Source organism: Undibacterium sp. Di26W (assembly GCF_049340265.1).
Lineage (GTDB): Bacteria > Pseudomonadota > Gammaproteobacteria > Burkholderiales > Burkholderiaceae_D > Undibacterium.
The window spans coordinates 1-20110 of sequence record NZ_JBMPOR010000009.1; the positions used below are offsets into that span (position 1 = coordinate 1).

The window sequence follows — 20110 nt, forward strand, 5'->3', positions numbered from 1 at the left end:
AGAAAAGAACAACTTCCAACCCCGCTGTTTGGTATAGTTATCCACAGCCGACATCTGAAAATGCGGCGCCCGGCCCTGGGTCAATATTCAATCAGCAGGGTGGGTCAATATTCAATCAGCACGAACAGCCATCACCGCAGAAAGTTGTGATGAATCAGCAGGTAGTGGACAAAACGTATGTTCCGGCCCAAAGTCGTTATCCAATGATTTTGGGTTTGGAAAACTGGAGTGACCAGGATAAGTATCCCTAGGAGTATCAATTAGATGCTTGACCACCGGATTGAGTCTCAGTTGGTCCGTACGCTGCACTAAATCAACCCACATCAGGTATTTGGCAAACGAGAACATGGATAACACCACATCTTCAGAAATTTCCCATCCCTTGATGTCTTTAATCGCTGCGGAGACAGTTCGCCAAATTTTGGCGATATCCAAGCCGGATTCATCGCGATCCAGTTCACCCTCTTTGATGCCGAGTTCAAGCTTGAAGTCTTGTCGAAGCATCTCGATTAGCGTCGGGTTAAAACGAGGCTCATCATCGTGTAGTACAAGAGTGAAGCCGGACCTTACGCTTTTACGTTGGAGTGTGACGGGGATAAGGATGAGGGGCGCTTGATACTTATGATCGGGTTTATCATCTCTTGTCCAATTCAAGAAACCCAAGGCAAGAAACAATGTGTTCGCACCACCTTCCTGCATGGTAGTCCTGGCTGCTCTGTAAAGCTCTACAAGGCGAACATCCAGCTCTTCTTGTTGTAGTCCAACAAAGACCTCCCGGCGCTTGAGAGCATCAAGCGCATGGGCATGGCGAAGGTTTTCTCGTTCACGACTCTCGTGGATGGCTTGGTTGCGATAATCCAAACCTTGCATTAAATCGGGGCGAGTAAGTAATTTGATTTCCTTCCCATCGGCAACCAAGTCCTCAAGCTTGCCAGGATCTGGGGCATCTAGTTTCAATGACCTCTTACCTGCCCTAAAATTTAGAAGATTATTCCGAAGGGAGAGATCGAGCAGCTTTCGTTGCCAGCGATCCAAACGATCTTTTGGATCAAGGCTTGCAACATCCTGAGTGTTGCTGTCTTCGTCCGGAAGTTCCGGTGCCTCTTCGAAAGGAGCTTCCCCATTTACCTCCAGCCCATCGTCGGAAGCCGTCGAGACTTGGCGTTCAGCGCTCGCAAGAGGCTTAATGCGCTGCATGCGCGCTCGACGAATATCGATGGCCAATTCAAAAGATTCAGATTTCTCTTCCGCGATCTGCCCAGCACCTTTTTCGGTAGCGTATTGAAAGCTTACTGGAGGGCGCTGTGTGACGAGTGTGGTTTCAAAAAGCACCAGCTCTTTGAGTTTCACTCTCTTACGGAGAGCAGTCACATCGTCGACGACAGACGTAGAAAACTCCTCTGGTTTTAACCACACCCCAGCAAATGCGTGCCCCTTGGTAATTACTAAAATAGGGTTAAGACCAGCTTGCTCAATAGCAGAACAGAATAGTAATGCTAGATCCAAGCAGGTGGCTAGTCCAGAGTCAGCAATCTGCCCGGACGAGCGAATTTTCTGTCCAGCATGTTCGAAGCTTGCTGGCGGCAGTGCATAGTCTAGCTTCATTGCTACAACTGCACCCCAAATAGCCGATGCAAGCTCCCAAGCTCGTTTTGGTCCGGCTTTGTATCCGTCGAGAGCGGCATCTTTGCTATGATTTCGCAAAACATCTGCGGCCTTCTTCAACAATCGATCAATCGCAGGCTCATTGGGCTGTACAAAAGCCGCAACCATATCCGGCATACAAGCTATCCCGCCCCAATGATTTCGAGGCAGAAGATCTACCGCTTTGGTCAGTAGACTCGCCTGAATTGGCGGCTCTATGTCAAGCTGCCGCAACGTAACGGTTACAGTGGCTCGTTCAGCTTCGGTCAACCTAATGAACAACGCGCCGTCCAACTGAACATCCAAATCCTGAATATGATAGGTTTGCCCTGCACCAACAGAATCAAGTCTCCATGTCCGCGGCTTTACAAAAGGTGGTGTTGCATCAAGGACGACTTCCAGTGCCTTGGAGTCATGCTCAAATGTACTAACGACGCGAAGCTCTCGTAGGAGTGGAACAGCATTCTGGAAATCAGCCAAGTTCAACTTGGTTGTCAAGGTCGCTTCAACTTTCAGTTCTCTCACAATTTCTTGTGAAGCCAATTCCGATTGTTGCTTAACCGATTCTTCACGAGAATCTACAGTTACTTTAATCATTCGCGCCCCTGACATTTGTTTATCATAACCTCCAACACAGATTGATCTCGTAGATGCTGCGTCAAGAACAGCATCCGAAAATACCCTGGTCAAATGTCATGCCACGTAATTTCAAATAAAACTTATGGCGGATTTTCAATATCACACATATTCGAGAATTGTTTTTTACTTAACAAACATTAGCATATTATATGCATATCAAGCATGCTAAATATACAATTGACTATTATTTGCTATTGGTGCTGGTCAATAAGAGGGAGGCCGAGCTGGGGAAAATGACCGCCTATTTATAGAAGCAGTGTTGTGGATAGCCCGCATAGGTAGTCCGTGGCGAGACTTGCCGGTGGAGTTTGGCTACTGAACCACGGTCCTGATTGCCCTTGCCAGCAAATTCCCGGGGTTTACGGTTTCTGGTTCATCTTTTTGGTATCCCCCGTGGTCACGATGCTCCACAGGCCGGGTTGCAGATATTTGCGGCAGGCCTGGTTCAACTGTTCCAGCGTCAGGTTTTGAATGGCAGCTTCGCGTTGCGCATACAGGGTAAAATCCTTGCCCTGATGCAAAACGCCGTTCCACAAGCTGGCCAGGCGGCTGTCGTCGGCACGTTGCTGTTGGGTCAAGCGGCCCAGTGCCTGTTTGGCTTTTGCCAGTTCTTCCGGCCTGAAACCGCCGCTTTCCACTGCCCGCAATTCTTCCAGGATGGCGACCTTCAGCTTGTCCACATTGGCTGATGCAGCGGTGGCAATGATTTGCCAACTGGCGGCAGGGTCGTTTGTATGTGCTTCAATACGCGAGCGTACATGATAGCTCCAGCCTTCTTTCTGGCGTACCCGCAGCCCCAGTCTTGATTCTGCCGTCATGCCGCCTATCAGGTAGTTGGCCACTTCCAGTGCCGCATAATCGGGATCATTCTGGCTGATGGCCAGATCCAGGCGTCCCATGAAATAGCCATTGTCTTTACCCGGGGTAGGGATGAAGGTATTGAGAGGCAGACGCTCGATGATACTGGTGTGGGCAAGCTGGAAAGGCGCCTTGCTTTCCCAGCCAGCGAATTGCTGGCGCAGGATAGTCGCGGCTTCGTCCTCGTCAAAATCACCGACGATGGCCAGGTGACCGTTGGATGCGCCATAAAACTGTTTATGAAATTCAAGCAGGTCGGCAGGCTTGATGGCATTCAGTTCGGAAATGATTTGCTGGGCGGTTTCTTGTGCCCTGATATCGCCATCCGGGTAGGCATTGAAATGCCTGGCCATTTCATCCATGCCCATTTGCACCGGGTTGCCGCGTTCGCCAAACCATTTTCTCTTTTCCTTGTCGATAGTCGTTTGTGCCTGTGCAAACCGGGGTTCTTTCAGGCTCATGACCATCAATTGCAAAGCCTGTTTCAGATGTGCCCTGTCGGTGGTGAACTGGGTCAGGCCGCCACGGATATGCGATTTTTCTCTTTCCGCTTCCAGGACTTCCTTGCTAAACGGGCCGCTGCCATGGAGCATGGTCTGGTCTGTCATGCGTTCCAGCCAGCGCTTGGCAAACAGGGATTGTTCATCCCCCCAGTGCAATGCCAGATCGACACTGACCGCCTGGCCACGGCTGGGTTTGGACAGCAGGGCCACATCCAGGTTGCCGATTTTCAGACGCCGTGTCTGCTTCTGGATATTGGCGACGCTGGCATTGAAATCGCTGACCAGCGCATATTCATTGACATGCGAAAAATTCTTCATGACATCGCTGAGGGGCGGTGCCGGTGGGATACTGCTGTCCGGGCTTTTTTCGTCTGACAGCAAGACGCCTACGGTACGGTTTTCACGCACGAAATAGCGTCTTGCCGCATTTTGCACCTGTACCGTTGTCAGTTTGGCGATACGGTCTTTTTCCACGAATAACAAACGCCAGTCACCCAGCGCAATGTATTCAGAAAGCGTGGTGCCCATTTTTTCGGCGTCATTCATGAGCCTGGAAAAATTGTTGACATACTGGCTTTTGACGAAGTCGAGTTCATCCTGACTCAGGTTTTGCTGGCCAAACCCTTCGATGATCTTGATCAGGCCTTTGGCGTTTTCATCCGAAGGCGTACCTGCATAACTGTCGGTGGTAAACACGGCCAGGCCAGCTTCTGCATTGCCCAGCATGGAAAAAGAAGGCGCGAAATTGGTGATGATGATTTCATTGTCTTTGTTGCGCTGCTCGCGCCCGGATGACAGCATGCCACCTGCCACTTTCAGGGCCGCATGATCCGGATGCAGGGCCGAGGGTTTGTGATAAGCCAGCATGGTGACGTTGTAGCTGGATTTTCTTCTGACGATGACCTGACGTTCGCCCAACTGGGCTGGTTCTATCGTAGGTATCACCGGCAGTGCTGTTTTGGGGCTTGCCAGGTGACTGAACTTGCGGGCGATCACATCCAGTGCATGGGCCGCATCAAATTTTCCGGCCACCACCAGTACCGCATTGTCAGGCCGATAGTAGCTGTGGTACAGCTGTCGCAATTGCTCGATGTTGACCTTTTCTATATCGCTTTTTTCACCACCTGTGCTGTGTCCATAACCATGCCAGTCAAAGGCAACTGCCAGCAAGCGTTTGTTGAGGATTTCGCTCGGACTGACCTCGCGCATTTCCAGCTCATTGCGCACCACCGTCATTTCCGTATCCAGCTCAGACTGCAAGACCTGGGCATTTTGCATGCGGTCTGCCTCCATCCCCAATACCCAGTCCAGATCCGCTTCGTTGGCGTCAAAGTAAGCGATGTAATTGGTGTGGTCGAGGTGGGTAAAGGCATTCCAGCGTACCCCGCGATTACTGAGCTGGTTGGCAATCTGTGGATAATTCTTGCTGCCTTTGCACAGCATATGTTCAAGCAGATGGGCATACCCTGTCTGCCCGAGGTTTTCATGCTTGGAACCAGCCATGTACACCATGTTGACCGTAATGGTTGCCTGTGAATTGTCCGGCATCAGCAAGACCTTGAAACCATTCGGCAAGCGGTATTCGGTAATGCCTTCCACACTGCTGGCCCGCGTGACATCCGCCGGTAGGGTGACGGCAGCGTTAGTATGCGTATGGGATACCAGCAGGGTGATAGCCAGGACAAGGGATGTGAGAGTGGTGTTCAAGGCAGCCATATTGAGTACAAATAAAATAAAAAAAACCGGAAATCATCGATTTCCGGTTTCATCGCTAGCCAGCTTTATTTGGCTGCTGCTGTTGCTGCTGTTTTCGCCTTGGCTTCATCACCGGCGATGAAGATACTCATTTTTGCCGGATCAATATAACGACGGAATACGTCATTGACCTGTTGCAGGGTCAATGCCTGTATCTTGTCATCCATGGCCTGTGACCAGCCCCAGTTGCGTTTCAGATACAGGTTGTCGTTCCAGCCGGCAGCAAGGGTACCGTCGTTGGTACGTGCTTGCAGGCGTTGTTGCAACAGGCCGGATTTGGCTTTGGCCAGTTCCTCGGCGGTGAAGCCGTCTTTTAGTGCACGGTTCAACTCATCCTTGATCGAAGCTTCGAGTTTTTCCAGGTTCTGTGGCGCTGCTGTGGCATTGATACCGAAGCTACCGACAGGGTCAATTACACCGACATTCAGGCCGGAACCGCCGCCATACGACAAACCTTCTTTTTGACGTATGCGTTCCAGCAGACGCGAATTCAGGCCGGAACCACCAAAGATATAGTTGGCGACGCGCAGGGCGGGGTAGTCAGCATCGTCTTCGCGCATGGTGAGATTCATGCGGCTCAGATAGGTAGCACTTTCCTTGTCCGGCGTGTTGAAAGTCTTGCGCACGACTTCGACATCTGTGCGTTTGGCGATCAGGCGGGTGTAAGGGGCTTTGCTGGTCCAGCCATCAAATACCTTGCTGACGATCTGTTTGGTGCTGTCCACATCAAAATCACCGACGATACTCAATTCACCTTTGGAGACGCCGTAAAAATCTTTATGGAAAGCCTTGATATCGTCCAGCTTGACCGCACGCAGTTGTGCTAGTGCTTCATCCAGCGTCACGGCAGCGCGGATATCGCCTTTCGGGTAGCTGTTAAAGTGCAGGCTCATGGCGCGGCTGGCAACCGAACCTGGTTCATTGCGGGAAGCTTCCAGATTGACCGTGGACCGTTCCAGTGCCTGCTTGAATTCATTCTCTGGATAATTGGCTTCTTTCAATACATGGGCCACCAGTTCCAGTGCCGCCGGCAAGTTTGCCCTGGTAGTCTGGAAAGAATACAGGCCGCCGCTCATTTTCAGTTTGGACATTTCATCCGACAACTGTGCACGTGAATATTTGCTGGTGCCGGTGGCCAGCAAGGAACTGGCTAAACCGGAAATAGTGCCTTTCTTGAACAGGCTTGTTTCATCACCCCAATGCAGGGACAGTGACACATTGACGGTTTCGCCACGGGTTTTCTTAGGCAACAGTGCCAGTTGCAGATTGCCCATGGTGCTCAATTGCGTGCGCTTGTCGATATTTGCCGGGGCCGGGTCAAATGCTTCCCCTGTCAAGGTGGCGGCTTTGGGTTTGAAGTCTTTCATGACTTCGGCCATGCTTGGCGCTGCCGGCACTTCTGCGCGCTGTGGATTGTCTTCCGGGATAAACATGCCCACCGTACGGTTATCGCGCATCAGGTAGCGTTTGGCTGCTGCTGTCACTTGTTCGGCACTGATGTTGTCACCATCGTCCCTGTCCTTGAACAGATAACGCCAGTCACCCATGGCGATATATTCAGACATGCTGATGCCTATGGATTCATGGTTGTTCAAGAGTTTTTCGTAATAATTGGCGTTGTCGCGTTTCTGGCGATCCAGCTCTTCCTTGGTTGGCGGATTATTCTTGAAATCTTCTATACCTGCCAACAGTGCATCTCTGGCTGCTTCTACCGATTCGCCTTTTTTAACTACCGCACCAATGATGCTGATGCCGGGTTCAACCAGACCCAGGCTGCTGGAAAAGACCTGGACCACCTTGCCGGTTTCCACCAGTTGTTTGTGCAGACGGCCATGTGGTGCCGTGGTCAGGATGCTGTTGGCCAAACCCAGGGCATCGCGGTCTTTATGCAGGCCCGCCGGTACTTTGTAGGCGATCATCACCAGTTGTACGTCACCCTTGCGGCGCACGACCACACTGCGTTCACCATCCTGTGTCGGTTCCACGGTCCAGAACTGCGGCAGGCTGCGGGTAGGCTTGGCGATCTTGCCGAAAGAAGCATTGATCCATTGCAGCACTTTTTCCTGCTCGAACTTGCCGGCCACCATCAGCACGGCATTGTCGGGCTGGTAGTAGTTGCGGTAAAAAGCCTGCAGATTTTCTATCTTGACGTTTTCGATGTCACTGCGGTTACCGATGGTGGAATTGCCATAGTTGTGCCAGTCATAGGCCACGCTTTGCAGGCGCTTCATCAACACGCCACCAGGTGAGTTTTCACCGCGTTCATATTCATTGCGCACGACCGACATTTCGGTGTCCAGGTCTTTTTTGGCAATGAAGGAATTCACCATGCGATCAGCTTCCAGCTCCAGTGCCCATTTCAGGTTGTCGTCACTGGACTGGAACAGTTCATAGTAGTTGGTGCGGTCAAGCGAGGTGGTGCCGTTCATGCGCATGCCGCGCTTGTTGAATTCTTCTGTGATCTTCGGGTTATTTGGCGTGCCTTTGAACAGCATGTGTTCGAGCAAATGTGCCATCCCGGTTTCACCGTAATTTTCATGGCGCGAACCGACCAGGTAAGTGATGTTGACGGTGACTGTGGGTTTGGTTGCATCCGGCATCAGCAATACCCGCAAGCCATTTGGCAAGCGGTACTCGGTAATGCCTTCGACACTGCTGACCTGGCTGACACCCTTGGGCAAACTGTCTGCCAGGGCTAGTGGCGCAGTGAACAGGAAGACACCACCCAAAACCAGTGCGCGCAAAACAGGTTTGAGTGAAAGCTGGGTACCGGAGCGGACAGAATGCATAAAATCCTTCAGTCGAAAATAAAAGCAAAAAAATAAATGATCCGGCCAGCGCTTCTACACCGGGGGGATCATTTCTGGATGGGTAACAATTTTGTATAAATGATAAATTCAATACAGTCAAAGTCGGCTTGCAACAGGCCAATGCCCGGCAAACCGATAATTGTGACTATGTGTTAAACAGACCGCATTGTCAATTGCTTCATGCACGGATTTCCAGAGTCTGGCTTCCACGCCAGTTTTCACCGGGGGCCAGGTTGACCGGGCGCAATATGCTGGCTGCTTCCACACACAGCATGTGTTGTTCGCCACCGGCTTCCATATCGCCGATGCTGGCCGCACCGGCACCCGGGTTCCATACCACGGCATCGGCAAAGCCTGCACTGCTGATAAGGGTGGTTTGATGCGGCTGGCGCAATTCCAGAGAGGCTGGAACACCCCCATAGATACGGTCGGTTTCTGCACGAATGTGCAGTGCAACATCGTCGTCCAGGCAATGGTCCTTGCCGGTGACCGTGTCGCGGTAATGCAAGCCGTGCAGGCCGTGCAGGCTGACCTGACTGATATCCCTGACTGCCAGATACGTGTGCAAGGCGCTGCAAAAGCTGAAGTAAGTGTCGCCGGTGTTTTGTATCTCCAGCGTCATCTGCAGGGTATTGCTATGCAGGGTAAAGCGCAGTACCGCACGGAATACATGCGGCCATATCGTCAGGCTGGCAATATTTTCCTTCAGCTCATACACGGCCTGGGCCGCACCCGTATCAACAGAGCTGGATTCAACTGCGCTAGCTTCCAGCAGACGCCATTCCGAAGTACGGGCAAAACCATGCTTGGGCAAGGTGCCCAGATTGGAAAACTGGGGAAACACTACCGGCACGCCACCACGCATGGCAATCCCTTCCTTGAATTCTGAACGACTGCTCATGAATAATTGTTCGGACCCACCCGCAGGTATCCATGAACACAAATGCGCACCCTGGCTGGCAATTCTTGCTTTGGCACCATCTTTTGACTGCAGGTCGAGGAAATTCATCAAGTCGGGCTTTCTGGTTGAATAGTGATAGCCTGAAGTTTAATGGATTTTGCCAGGTGCTTGTCAGCATCCGCCCTTACCTTTGCCTGCTTTCGGTTAGTATTGCAGGCACAAAAACGCCAATGAGGTTTATCTATGGATATGCTGCCCAGCTATCTTGCCATTAAACATTTGCATATGACTTGTGCCGCCCTGAGTGGCAGTTTGTTTTTGTTGCGCGGTATCTGGATGTGGCGTTCTTCATCGATGCTGGCGCGACGCTGGGTCAGGATACTGCCGCATGTGATTGATACCGTCTTGCTGGCAAGCGCATTGACCCTGGCGATATGGAGCGGGCAATACCCGTTCCGCCAGGATTGGCTGACTGCAAAATTGCTGGCGCTGATTCTGTATATCGTGCTTGGTACCGTCGCTTTGAAACGCGGCAAGACGCCTGCCATCCGGGCCGTGGCTCTGGTGGCAGCGTTGCTGGTGTTTGCCTATATTGTCAGCGTTGCACTTACGCGCCAGGTTTTTCCCTGGTGAATGAGAAGAGAAATCAATTGATGAGATCCCGATTGCTGAATTTGAGTCTGAATCTAAGTTTGAATCTGAGTCTGGTGCGGGCCTGTGCCTTGCCATTGTTGCTGGTATACGCTGCGCAAACAGCGGCAGCCAGTGATGAATTGAGCGTACTGGCACAAGAGCTGCGCCAGGGTAAAACCACGGCACAAGAAGTGCTGGCAAGCTATCAAGCCAAAATCCAGTTAACCAATCCGTTGCTACAGGCAGTCCTGACCATCAACCCGCAGGCTCAGGCGGATGCGATAGCAGTGGATCAGCAGGGGCCGCGCCGTGGCAGCCTGGCTGGGCTACCCATCTTGCTGAAGGATAATATCGATGCCAGGGGCATGGTGACCACGGCGGGTTCGCTGGCGCTGGCAGATAATCTGGCGCAAAAAGATGCATCCGTGGTGGCGCGCCTGCGGGCCGCCGGGGTCATCATTGCCGGCAAGGCCAATTTGAGTGAATGGGCGAATTTGCGTTCCAGCCTGTCCAGCAGCGGCTGGAGTAGTGCCGGTGGACAGACCCGCAATCCGTATGCACCACAGAGCAGTCCTTGCGGATCAAGTTCGGGTTCTGGCGCAGCGGTGGCAGCGCGCCTGATACCGGCGGCGATAGGTACGGAAACCGATGGTTCCATCGTCTGCCCGGCATCAGTGAATGGCCTGGTGGGGTTAAAGCCTACCGTTGGCTTGGTGAGCCGTAGCGGTATTGTGCCACTCAGCCATAGCCAGGACACGGCAGGACCGATGACGCTGACGGTACGTGATGCCGCCATGCTGCTGAATGCCATGGCCGGTAGTGACGTGCATGACCCGGCGACACTGCAGGCGGACCGCCGTCGCAGCAAGGACTATACGGCAGGTTTGAAGACAAGCGCGCTGCAGGGTGTGCGGCTGGGCATAGTGCGCAAGATGGTCGATGGTTACGATGCCGAAACCCGCGCCCTGTTTGAGCGCAGCCTGGCAATACTGATTGCGCATGGTGCCACCATCGTTGACCAGATAGACCTGCCTTATCTGGAAGAACTGGACAAGGATGAACTGACCGTTTTGCTGTATGAATTCAAGGCTGACCTGAACACCTATCTGGCCGCGACACCGGCGGCAGTCAAGACCCGCACTATGGCTGATGTGATTGCCTTCAATAAACAGCATGCCGCTACCGTCATGCCGCATTTTGGCCAGGAATTGATGGAACAGGCGCAAGCCACGCCGGGTTTGCAGGATGCTGTTTATCGGCAGGCCGCAGCCCGCATCAAATCAAGGGCAGGCAAGCAGGGGATTGATGCGGTGCTGAAAAAATACCGGCTGGCGGCACTGATTGCCCCCACCACCGGCACTGCCTGGGCCATCGACTATAAGGCTGGGGACGTGGTCGCCGGCAGTGCCAGCACTCCGGCGGCGGTTGCCGGTTATCCGCACCTGACTGTGCCTATGGGCCTGGTGCGGGGTTTGCCGGTGGGGCTGTCCCTGTTCGCCGGTGCATGGAGCGACGCCAGGTTGCTGAACATGGGCTATGCCTTCGAGCAAGCCAGGCCGGCTTTACCGGCACCGGCCTTGCTGCAGCCGCCACCCATGACCAGGTAAATCATCAGACGGGGAGGGTGTTCAGCTACCCGCCCGTATCATGTCCGCCGCCTTTTCACCTATCATCATGGTAGGTGCATTGGTATTGCCGCCGATCAGCGTTGGCATGATGGAGGCATCCACTACCCGCAAGCCTGTCATGCCATGCACGCGCAATTGCGGGTCGACCACGGCCATGTTATCCACCCCCATCTTGCAGGTGCCGACCGGGTGATACACGGTATCGCAAGTCTGGCGCAGGACTGCGCGGATATCATCGTCGCTGTGCACATTGGCGGTCTGGAAGTCGCTGCTGCGTGCAGCGACCAGCGCCGGGGCATTCATCAACTGGCGTGTCAGCTTGAAGCCCTTGACCATGTTTTCCAGGTCGTCCGGATGTTCAAGGAAACGCGGGTTGATCTGTGGTGCAGCCATGGGGTCGGCACTGGCCAGCGTCACTTCCCCCACGCTTTTCGGACGCAACAGGCAGACATGGCAGGAATAGCCATGGCCCAGATGCAGTTTGCGCGCATGGTCGTCCAGCATGGCCAGCACAAAATGCAGTTGTATGTCGGGTGCTGACAGCGCCGGGGCGGTCTTCAGAAAGCCACCACCTTCCGCTCCGTTGGAACTCAGTATGCCGCGTCGCTGTTGTTGATAACGCCGGAATTCTTTCACCATGCGCACGCTGCCAGCGGTAGAAAAGCCCATCAGGTCCAGGCTCCTGGCGCGGTATTTGAAGACGAAATCAGGGTGATCCTGCAAATTCTGGCCGACGCCGGGCAAGTCATGCACAACTTCTATCCCCATGTTCCGCAATGCCTTGCCATTACCGACGCCGGACAGCATCAACAATTGCGGAGTCTGGAAGGCTCCTGCCGCCAGCAGCACTTCACGCCGGGCTTTCAGTATCTTGATTTGCCTGCCCTGGCGATATTCGACACCGACGGCGCGCTTGCCTTCAAACAGGATGCGCGTCACGTGGCAGCCGGTTTCCACTTGCAGGTTCTGGCGTTTTCCCATATGCGGATGCAGGTAAGCCCGCGCTGCGGTCCAGCGCTCACCATTGTGCTGGGTGACCTGGTAGATGCCTATGCCTTCCTGGTCTTCGCCATTGAAATCGGTATTGATGCGAAAGCCGGCCTGGCGCCCAGCTTCCAGGTAAATTTGCTGATACGGATTGTCGCTGCGCAATTCGCTGACATGCAGGGGCCCAGACTGGCCATGATATGGGCCACCGTGGGTTTCATTGTTTTCCGAGCGCTTGAAGTAGGGCAGCACTTCATCAAACGACCAGCCGGGATTACCCAGCGCCGCCCAGTGATCGTAATCCTGTTTGTGGCCACGGATATACACCATCGCATTGATGCCGGAAGAACCACCCAGCATCTTGCCACGCGGCTGATAGCCGCGGCGGTCATTCAGGCCGGGTTGCGGCAGGGTTTCAAAAGCCCAGTTATTCAGTTTGGTCGGCAGCATGGCGATCACGGCTGCCGGGGTATTCACCACCCAGCTATCTGCCTTGGCACCGGATTCCAGTACGGTGACGTGCAGAGCCGGGTCTTCAGTCAGGCGTCCGGCAACGGCACAGCCGCCCGAACCACCGCCAACGACGATAAAATCAGTAGTAGTCATTTTGTCTCACTTATATTTTTGCTGTCTTGCCGGACTCATCCTTCCGTTTTAATTTCAGATAGTAAACCTTTGGGCTGTCACTGTAACTGTTGAAAACAGAGTGCCTTCCACTCTTACTGCCTGAAAGTATTTCAGCGATACACATCAAACTCAAACCAGAAGGTGGTGCCTACATCCGGTGTGCTGTGGAAGCCGATTTGTCCATGCATTTTTTCAAGCATGGCCTTGGTAATCGACAGACCCAGCCCGGTTCCACCTTTTTGCCTGGTGTTGGTGCCGTCGGCCTGGGTAAATGGTTCAAACAGGTGTTCCTGAAATTCTGGCGCAATGCCGCTGCCGCGGTCGCTGACTTCCACCCGGTAGCGCGGCCCCGCATTCATTATATGCAGCGACACTGCATCACCCTCACGCGAAAACTTGGCGGCGTTCGACATCAGGTTGGCCATGACTTGCATCAGCCTGTCATTGTCGGCCAGTATCCAGGCATGCGGCGGACAGCTTTCCAGCTTCAGGCTGACCTTCAGTGAAGCGGCATAGGACATATTCGATTCGATGGCATTCTGGACCAGGCTCACCAGATCCAGCGCTTCCGATTTAAAAATCATCTTGCCGCTGGCCAGCTTGTCCATGTCCAGTATGTCATTGACCAGGGTAATCAGGCGCTTGCTGTTATTGTGGGCGATGCGTATCAGGTGTTCTGCCTGCGGCGGCAAGACACCGCTGACGCCGGATTCCAGCAAACTGAGCGAGCCACGTATCGAAGTCAGCGGCGTACGCAATTCATGGCTGACCACGGAAATGAATTCTGTCTTCAGGCGGTTCATGCGCAAGCGGTCGCTGATATCCATGGCAAAGGCGACCCATTCACGTTCGGAATTTTCCAGGTGGCTCAGGCCGACCAGGATGGGCACGCCGTTATTATCCCCCTGCTGCAACATGATTTCGAAAGGCACGGTAGTGCCGGTCCGTATCAAATCCTGGTAAGCCTGTTGGCATATCTTGATATCCTGTTGCGACAACAGGGTTTCCCAGACCTTGCTGTGGGTCAGCAAATAGTCACGGCTATAGCCGCTGAACTGGGTGAAGACGTCGTTGACGTCCAGTATCTGTCCCGATTCATTGCCCTGGATGATGCCGATCAGGCTGGAATTCATCAGCCTTTGCAGGCGCTGCTCGCTATTGCGCAAGGCATCCAGCATGGTTTTTTGCTCGGTGATGTCCTGTATCATCCAGACGGCACCCTTGACATAGCCACCGCTAGGCAAGGCACGCCCGGCGATGCGGCCGATGAACGCTTCTCCATTATGGCGTCGCAGAGGCCATTCCAGTTCGACCAGTTCATCTGCCAGTAAGCCGGGGATGACCTGTTTGCTGAACGCTTCATAGTCTGCCTGGTTCTGGTACAGGAAAGCGGTTTGCTTCCCTATCATGGCCTGTACATCGTGGAAGCGACAGAGTTCGGCCAGCGCCTTGTTGGCACGGACGATCACGCCGTCACTGACAAACATAATGCCGACCGGGACATTGGTAATCAGGATTTCCAGCTCTTTCGCCAAGACCTTGTAGCGGTCTTTGCTGGATTTCAGCAGTTCCTGGTTTTGATGCAGCATGTCCTCGGTCTGCTTGCGTTCGGTAATATCGATATGGGTGCCAACCATGCGCAGCGGCTGGCCACTGCTATCCCATTCGACGATGCTGCCCAGCGACATGATCCAGCGCCAGTCGCCAGCCTTGTTCTTTTGCCGGAATTCAGCATGGTAGTCACCCTTGCCCATGCCCTGGGCATGGGCCTTGTAGGCTTTCTTAAGACTTTTGACATCATCCGGGTGCACCCCCGCGCCCCAGAAATAATCCCAGAACAGTTGCGGCGTAGCAAAGTCCTCCGGGTCGTAACCCAGCATTTGCAAGTATTCCGGACTGAAACTGCCTTCGCCGGTTTGTAGATTGATATCGTACAGCCCCTGGTTTGAAGCCTTCATGACCAGGCGGCGCTGGCGTTCGGCAGCCTGCAATCTTTGCTCGGTCAGCTTGCGTTCGGTATTGTCTGTCAGAAAGCCATGCCACAATACACTGCCATCCGGCAATAATTCTGGCGTGGCATTCCCCATCACCCAGCGGTCTGGCTTGTCGGGAAAAATGACGCGGTATTCCTGGTGCCAGACGCTGAGATCGGTATACGATTTACGTATGGCGACTATCATTTTCGGCAAATCATCCGGATGTATGATGTTTGCCAGGAAACGGGCATCTTCCCGCAACTGTTCTGCCTGGACCCCAAAGAAAGTGGTGACGGCATCGCTGGCGTACGGGAAACAGACGCGGCCATCAGGATAACGCCGGTATTGATAAAACATGACCGGCAGATGATGCGAAAAACTCGATAACAGATGATGGCTGCGTCTCAGCATGTCCAGCTCCGCCTGATCAGGCGGAAGCATGGGTGGGGGAGACAGATCAGACATCCGGATTGACCATGCTTAGTGATACAGGGCAGTGATTTCATCAAAAAAATCATATACCCCCTGCTCACTCATTTTGCGGGCATTCGACAATTCGCCACCTTTGGATGCATACAGCACACTATTGTCCGGCCTTAACAAGACCGCTGCCGGTATCCCCTTCTTGGTCGGCGTGCCATAGCTATCGGACAGGTCCATATTTTTATCGAACTGGCCGACATTCACCTTGACGGTGACAAACTTGCTGTTCAGCAGGGGGGCGTTTTTGCCATGCATGGATTTGTCCAGTTCCAGGCAATCCTTGCACCAGTTGGCACCGAAGATCACCAGAACTTTCTTGTCACTTTTTTTGGCTTCTGCCAGCGCTTTGGTGATGGCGGTCCTGGCATCGGCGCTTTCATCATAGGCTTGTACCGGATTGGTGCCAGCATGCGCCATGCTCAAGCCAAAAACCACGGTACAAATCAGCGAAAACAGTTTTTTCATTACCCATCCTTCAAAAAAAGCATGCAAATCGTGTTGCGGTAGATAAGACTATCTTAGCTTAAACCACAACAACTAGTCATTTCTTCCAAGAATTAGCCATATTTATACTGTATGTATGCTCAGTTAAACCCTGGATTCGGGATAAAATACGGTATTCTTACTTTGAGTAGCCAGTTTGAAAAAGATTATCCACTGCGACTGTGACTGTTTTTATGCAGCGATAGAGATGCGTGATGATCCGACGCTGCGTGGAAAACCCCTGGCGGTGGGCGGCAAGCCTGACCAGCGCGGGGTGGTGGCGACCTGTAATTATGAAGCGCGCCGCTTCGGCATCCGTTCGGCCATGCCAATGTCACAGGCGGTGCGGCGCTGCCCGGACCTGCTGATCATGCCGCCGACCATGGAAAAATACCGGGTAGCCTCGCGCCAGATCCTGGCGATTTACCGTGATTACACCGATGCAGTGGAACCGCTGTCGTTGGATGAAGCTTATCTGGATGTCAGCCATTCCACCCAGTACAAAGGCAGTGCCACCCTGATAGCGCAAGAGATACGGGCGCGCATTGCCGACACAGTGGGCATTACTGCATCTGCCGGGGTGGCACCGAACAAGTTCCTGGCCAAGATCGCCAGTGACTGGAACAAGCCAGACGGCATGTTCGTCATCTTGCCCGACCAGGTCGAAGACTTCGTCGCCGCTTTGCCTGTGGCCCGCCTGTTTGGTGTCGGCAAGGTCACTGCCGCCAAACTGCATTCCATGGGCATCCATGAATGCCGCGACTTGCTGACATGGTCGCTACCTGATCTGATGCAGCATTTTGGCAAACTGGGGAATAATCTGTACCAGCTATGTCGTGGCATAGACCTGCGTGAAGTATGCGCTTACTCGGAGCGTAAGTCCGTGAGCGTGGAAGAAACCTATACCATCGATTTGCCGGATTTGGCTGCCTGCCAGGCCGAGTTGCCGGTCCTGTTCAAGTCCTTGCAGCAGCGCATGCAAAGGGCGGCAGCAGAAGACAGCATACAGAAGCTGTATGTCAAAATCCGTTTTTCAGATTTTCGCGTCACCACGGTGGAATGCGGTGCCAGGGCGCTGGATCAGGACATGTATGTACAACTGCTGGCAACCGGCTATTCTCGCCGCCAGTTACCCGTACGTCTGCTGGGCCTGGGAACGCGGCTGGCCGATGAGAAAACCGAGAGTCAGTTGAATTTGTTTGGTGGTGAATAGCTGCAAGGACTTTCCTCATGAGAAGGAGGGAATTCCTTGCAGCCTGGTTTGTAGGCTTACTTGAAATCACCCGCAAAAACCCGCACCAGCTTGTCATAACCCAGATGCCGGTTCATGGCTTCCTTGATGGTGGTGACGCTCAGGCCCTGGATTTTCTTTTCCATCTCGGCATCAAATTGCATATTACGACCCAGATACAGGTTGGTGGTCAGTGTGGATGCGAGGGCATTGTCCTGGCTGCGTTCCAGTTGCATTTGCTGTAGCAGGCTCTTCTTGCCGTCTTCCAGTTCGGCGGCGCTAAAGCCATCTTTCAGGGCGCGGCTAATTTCTTCCCGTATGCCGGTTTCCAGCTTGACGCGGTTTTGCGGTGCATAAATGGCCGCGACCGAGAACGAGGCGACTTCATCCAGGGCTGAGCCATTGAAGGACGAGTTTCCGCCATAACTGATGCCGTCTTTTTGGCGTATGCGTTCCAGGATGCGTGAATTAAAACTGCCGCCCAATAGGTAATTACCCATGACCAGTGCCGGGTAGTCAGGATGTTTGATGCCGACGGGCACCTGCATGCTGGCATAGAAAAAGGCATTTGCCTTGTCCGGTGTAATCAATTGTTTTTCTTCGGCCTTGGTGGCGCGATAAGGCCTGGCCAGGCGGCTGAAGTTTTGCTGTGCCTTCCAGTCACCAAAGGCGGTCTGCAACTGGGTTTTGATGGCGGCTGCATCGAACTCGCCAACGATGGACAATTGCGCCTGGTTAGCCTGGTTGACACCGTAGAACTCTTTCCAGAATGCCTTGGCATCGGCAAGTTTGGCGGTTTTCAGGGCGGCAATCTGTTCATCAATGGAGCGCTGGTAACGCGGGTCATCTGCCGGCCAGTTGTTCAATGCTTTTCTGGTGGCATCCACTGCAATGGCTTGTGGGTCTTTGCGCGATTCTTCCAATTGGGCCAGTTGGGCATTGATCAGTTGGGTAAATTCGGTTTCGCTGAAGGCCGGTTGGCGCAGGGCATCATGCAATAGTTCCAGTACCCGTGGCAGGTTGTCGCGTACGGTTTCTGCATTGATGTAGACGGTTGCCGCACTGCCGCCGATTTGCAGCTTGGCCTTGAGTTTGTCGAGTTCTTCGGTGAATTGCTGGCGGCTGAGTTTTTCAGTACCACGGTTCAGCATGGCGGCCGCCAGTTCACCAGCACTGACCTTGCCTTTCAGGCTGTTTTCATCACCCAGGTTTAGCATCAAGGACAGCACCACGGTATTGCCACGCGTGGTTTTTGGCAGCAGCGCATACTTGAAGCCATTGCTGAGTGCACCGGTCTGGGTGCGCTTGTCTATATTGTCTGGGGTAGTGGCAAAATTTTCTGCCTGCGCCAGGGCCACGCCAGGTTTGAATTCCTTGATCTGTTCATCGACCGCGACTTTGGCCGGGGCCGGTACGCGTTCAGGTTTGTCACTAGGGATGAAGCTGCCAGAAGTACGGTTGGTGGATTTCAGCCAGGTCGTGGCCACCCTTTGTACCTCGTCGACTTTCAATGCCTTGACGCGATCACGGAACAGGAAGAACAGGCGCCAGTCACCACTGGCGATGCTTTCTGACAAAGACACGCCCAGTTTTTCCGGATCATTGAAGACCTGAGCAATGTCAGAATCCAGCTTGGCCTTGGCACGCGCCAGTTCGGCTTCGGTGACCGGGATTTTGTCAAAGCTTTCTATGGTTTCCAGTAAAATCTTTTTCGCTTCCGGGACACTCTGTTCGGTACGCATAGTTGCGCCCAGCAGCAGGAAGCCAGGTTCTTCCAGATTGGCTGCCCATGGGAATACATCAGTGGTTTTCTTGGTTTCCACCAGGGCCTTGTACAAGCGGCCATTCGGTGTATCGCCCAGTATCAGGGCCAGTGCCTCTGTCGCTGCATAATCGGGATGCGCTGCTGGCACGGTATGGTACAGCGCCACCACGGCCTGTGAATCGCCGACGCGGCGTACGGTCACGTCATGTTCGCCGTCCTGCACCGGGTCCAGCGTATAGGTGGTTTCTATCTGGCGTTTCGGTCTGGGGATTTTGCCGAAGTGGGTACTGATCAGTTGCAGCGTCTCTTTGGCATCAAAGGCCCCGGCGACGATAAGGGTGGAATTGTCCGGCTGGTAATATTTGCGCCAGAAAGCCTGCAGGTGCGGGATATTGACGTTTTCCACGTCGCTGCGGGCACCGATGGTGTCCTTGCCATAGTTATGCCATTGGTGGGCGCTGGAAATGACGCGCTGTATCAGGGTGCCGACGGGCGAATTTTCATTTTTTTCCATCTCATTGCGGACGACAGAAAATTCGGTCTTCAGGTCTTCACCAGAAATCCGCGAATTCACCATGCGGTCTGCTTCCATGGAAAGCGCCCAGGCCAGGGTTTCAGGCTTGGCGGCAAAGGTTTCATAGTAATTGGTGCGGTCCAGCCAGGTCGTGCCATTGAACTGCACACCGCGCTGCGACAATTCTTCCCACAGGCGGGGATGGGCTTTGCTGCCCTTGAACATCAGGTGTTCCAGCAAGTGGGCCATGCCGGTTTCGCCATAGTTTTCATGACGCGAACCGACACGGTAAGTAATATTCACGGTGGTGGTCGGCTTACTGGCATCCGGTACCAGCAATACCCGCATGCCGTTGGCAAGCTGGTATTCATCTATGCCTTCCACCTGGCGTATCAGTTTCAAGCCTGCCGGCAAGGCGGCTTTGGCAAGCGGCGTTGCCTGGTCCGCCGCCATCGTGGCGGGCGACATGGAGGCACAGGCCAGGGCAATGGGCAGACTAAGCGTAGTAAGCTGGAGACGGCTTGATTTCATAAGCGACCTTCATATGTCATGTGAATGGGAAATACCTGCATCTGTTATGCCATAGGGATACCGGTATGACAAAACAGATAGGGGCGGGTTCAAAAAATGAAATACTTGCAAGGCAATTAAGCTTGGCTAGCATATAGCAGAT

11 protein-coding genes and 1 pseudogene are annotated in these 20110 nt (G+C 53.5%); 4 read left to right on the plus strand and 8 right to left on the minus strand.

Going from position 1 to position 20110, the window contains the following annotated elements; all coding sequences use genetic code 11:
* Positions 1 to 111 precede the first annotated feature (111 nt).
* Positions 112 to 2241, minus strand: coding sequence for a DUF4011 domain-containing protein (locus ACO0LM_RS12640; protein ID WP_423037582.1), 2130 nt, complete (start codon positions 2239 to 2241; stop codon positions 112 to 114).
* 259 nt (positions 2242 to 2500) lie between these two features.
* Here ACO0LM_RS12640 and ACO0LM_RS12645 point away from each other — a divergent pair.
* A pseudogene (locus tag ACO0LM_RS12645) lies at positions 2501 to 2596 on the plus strand (transposase); the annotation flags it as partial.
* A gap of 46 nt (positions 2597 to 2642) precedes the next feature.
* Here ACO0LM_RS12645 and ACO0LM_RS12650 read toward each other — a convergent pair.
* From ACO0LM_RS12650 to ACO0LM_RS12660, 3 genes are all read right to left on the minus strand, one after another.
* Positions 2643 to 5351 (minus strand): M16 family metallopeptidase, encoded by a 2709-nt coding sequence (locus tag ACO0LM_RS12650; protein WP_423037584.1) that lies wholly within the window; start codon positions 5349 to 5351, stop codon positions 2643 to 2645.
* Positions 5352 to 5425: 74 nt separating this feature from the next.
* Entirely contained in the window at positions 5426 to 8188 is a 2763-nt protein-coding gene (locus ACO0LM_RS12655; protein ID WP_423037586.1) for a M16 family metallopeptidase, read from the minus strand.
* 199 nt (positions 8189 to 8387) lie between these two features.
* Positions 8388 to 9218 (minus strand): D-hexose-6-phosphate mutarotase, encoded by an 831-nt coding sequence (locus tag ACO0LM_RS12660; protein WP_423037588.1) that lies wholly within the window; start codon positions 9216 to 9218, stop codon positions 8388 to 8390.
* Between the two features lie 135 nt (positions 9219 to 9353).
* On the opposite strand from ACO0LM_RS12660, the gene ACO0LM_RS12665 reads away from it, so the two are divergent.
* Positions 9354 to 9743: a SirB2 family protein gene (locus tag ACO0LM_RS12665; RefSeq protein WP_423037590.1), complete on the plus strand. Its 390-nt coding sequence runs from the start codon at positions 9354 to 9356 to the stop codon at positions 9741 to 9743.
* A gap of 20 nt (positions 9744 to 9763) precedes the next feature.
* Positions 9764 to 11350: an amidase gene (locus tag ACO0LM_RS12670; protein WP_423037592.1), complete on the plus strand. Its 1587-nt coding sequence runs from the start codon at positions 9764 to 9766 to the stop codon at positions 11348 to 11350.
* Positions 11351 to 11371: 21 nt separating this feature from the next.
* On the opposite strand, the gene ACO0LM_RS12675 is transcribed toward ACO0LM_RS12670, so the two are convergent.
* From ACO0LM_RS12675 to ACO0LM_RS12685, 3 genes are all read right to left on the minus strand, one after another.
* A complete protein-coding gene (locus ACO0LM_RS12675) occupies positions 11372 to 12964 on the minus strand; it encodes a GMC family oxidoreductase (protein ID WP_423037594.1) in 1593 nt (530 codons plus the stop codon).
* Positions 12965 to 13095: 131 nt separating this feature from the next.
* Positions 13096 to 15372, minus strand: coding sequence for a PAS domain-containing protein (locus tag ACO0LM_RS12680; protein ID WP_423037596.1), 2277 nt, complete (start codon positions 15370 to 15372; stop codon positions 13096 to 13098).
* A 69-nt stretch (positions 15373 to 15441) separates the two neighbouring features.
* Positions 15442 to 15909: a thioredoxin family protein gene (locus ACO0LM_RS12685; RefSeq protein ID WP_423037598.1), complete on the minus strand. Its 468-nt coding sequence runs from the start codon at positions 15907 to 15909 to the stop codon at positions 15442 to 15444.
* Between the two features lie 175 nt (positions 15910 to 16084).
* Here ACO0LM_RS12685 and dinB point away from each other — a divergent pair, with 175 nt between their 5' ends.
* Positions 16085 to 17140 carry a DNA polymerase IV gene (dinB, locus tag ACO0LM_RS12690; RefSeq protein ID WP_423037600.1) on the plus strand — a complete coding sequence of 352 codons (1056 nt, stop codon included), beginning with the start codon at positions 16085 to 16087 and terminating at the stop codon, positions 17138 to 17140.
* Between the two features lie 56 nt (positions 17141 to 17196).
* On the opposite strand, the gene ACO0LM_RS12695 is transcribed toward dinB, so the two are convergent.
* On the minus strand, positions 17197 to 19968 hold the full coding sequence (locus tag ACO0LM_RS12695) for a M16 family metallopeptidase (RefSeq protein WP_423037602.1): 2772 nt from the start codon (positions 19966 to 19968) through the stop codon (positions 17197 to 17199).
* Between the last annotated feature and the right edge of the window lie 142 nt (positions 19969 to 20110).

What these genes read in the sequence shown, in the direction of transcription:
- ACO0LM_RS12640 (WP_423037582.1), bottom strand. Translation starts at nt 2,241, where the DNA reads ATGATTAAAGTAACTGTAGATTCTCGTGAAGAATCGGTTAAGCAACAA.
- ACO0LM_RS12655 (WP_423037586.1), bottom strand. Translation starts at nt 8,188, where the DNA reads ATGCATTCTGTCCGCTCCGGTACCCAGCTTTCACTCAAACCTGTTTTG.
- ACO0LM_RS12660 (WP_423037588.1), bottom strand. Translation starts at nt 9,218, where the DNA reads ATGAATTTCCTCGACCTGCAGTCAAAAGATGGTGCCAAAGCAAGAATT.
- ACO0LM_RS12665 (WP_423037590.1), top strand. Translation starts at nt 9,354, where the DNA reads ATGGATATGCTGCCCAGCTATCTTGCCATTAAACATTTGCATATGACT.
- ACO0LM_RS12670 (WP_423037592.1), top strand. Translation starts at nt 9,764, where the DNA reads ATGAGATCCCGATTGCTGAATTTGAGTCTGAATCTAAGTTTGAATCTG.
- ACO0LM_RS12675 (WP_423037594.1), bottom strand. Translation starts at nt 12,964, where the DNA reads ATGACTACTACTGATTTTATCGTCGTTGGCGGTGGTTCGGGCGGCTGT.
- ACO0LM_RS12680 (WP_423037596.1), bottom strand. Translation starts at nt 15,372, where the DNA reads ATGCTGAGACGCAGCCATCATCTGTTATCGAGTTTTTCGCATCATCTG.
- ACO0LM_RS12685 (WP_423037598.1), bottom strand. Translation starts at nt 15,909, where the DNA reads ATGAAAAAACTGTTTTCGCTGATTTGTACCGTGGTTTTTGGCTTGAGC.
- ACO0LM_RS12695 (WP_423037602.1), bottom strand. Translation starts at nt 19,968, where the DNA reads ATGAAATCAAGCCGTCTCCAGCTTACTACGCTTAGTCTGCCCATTGCC.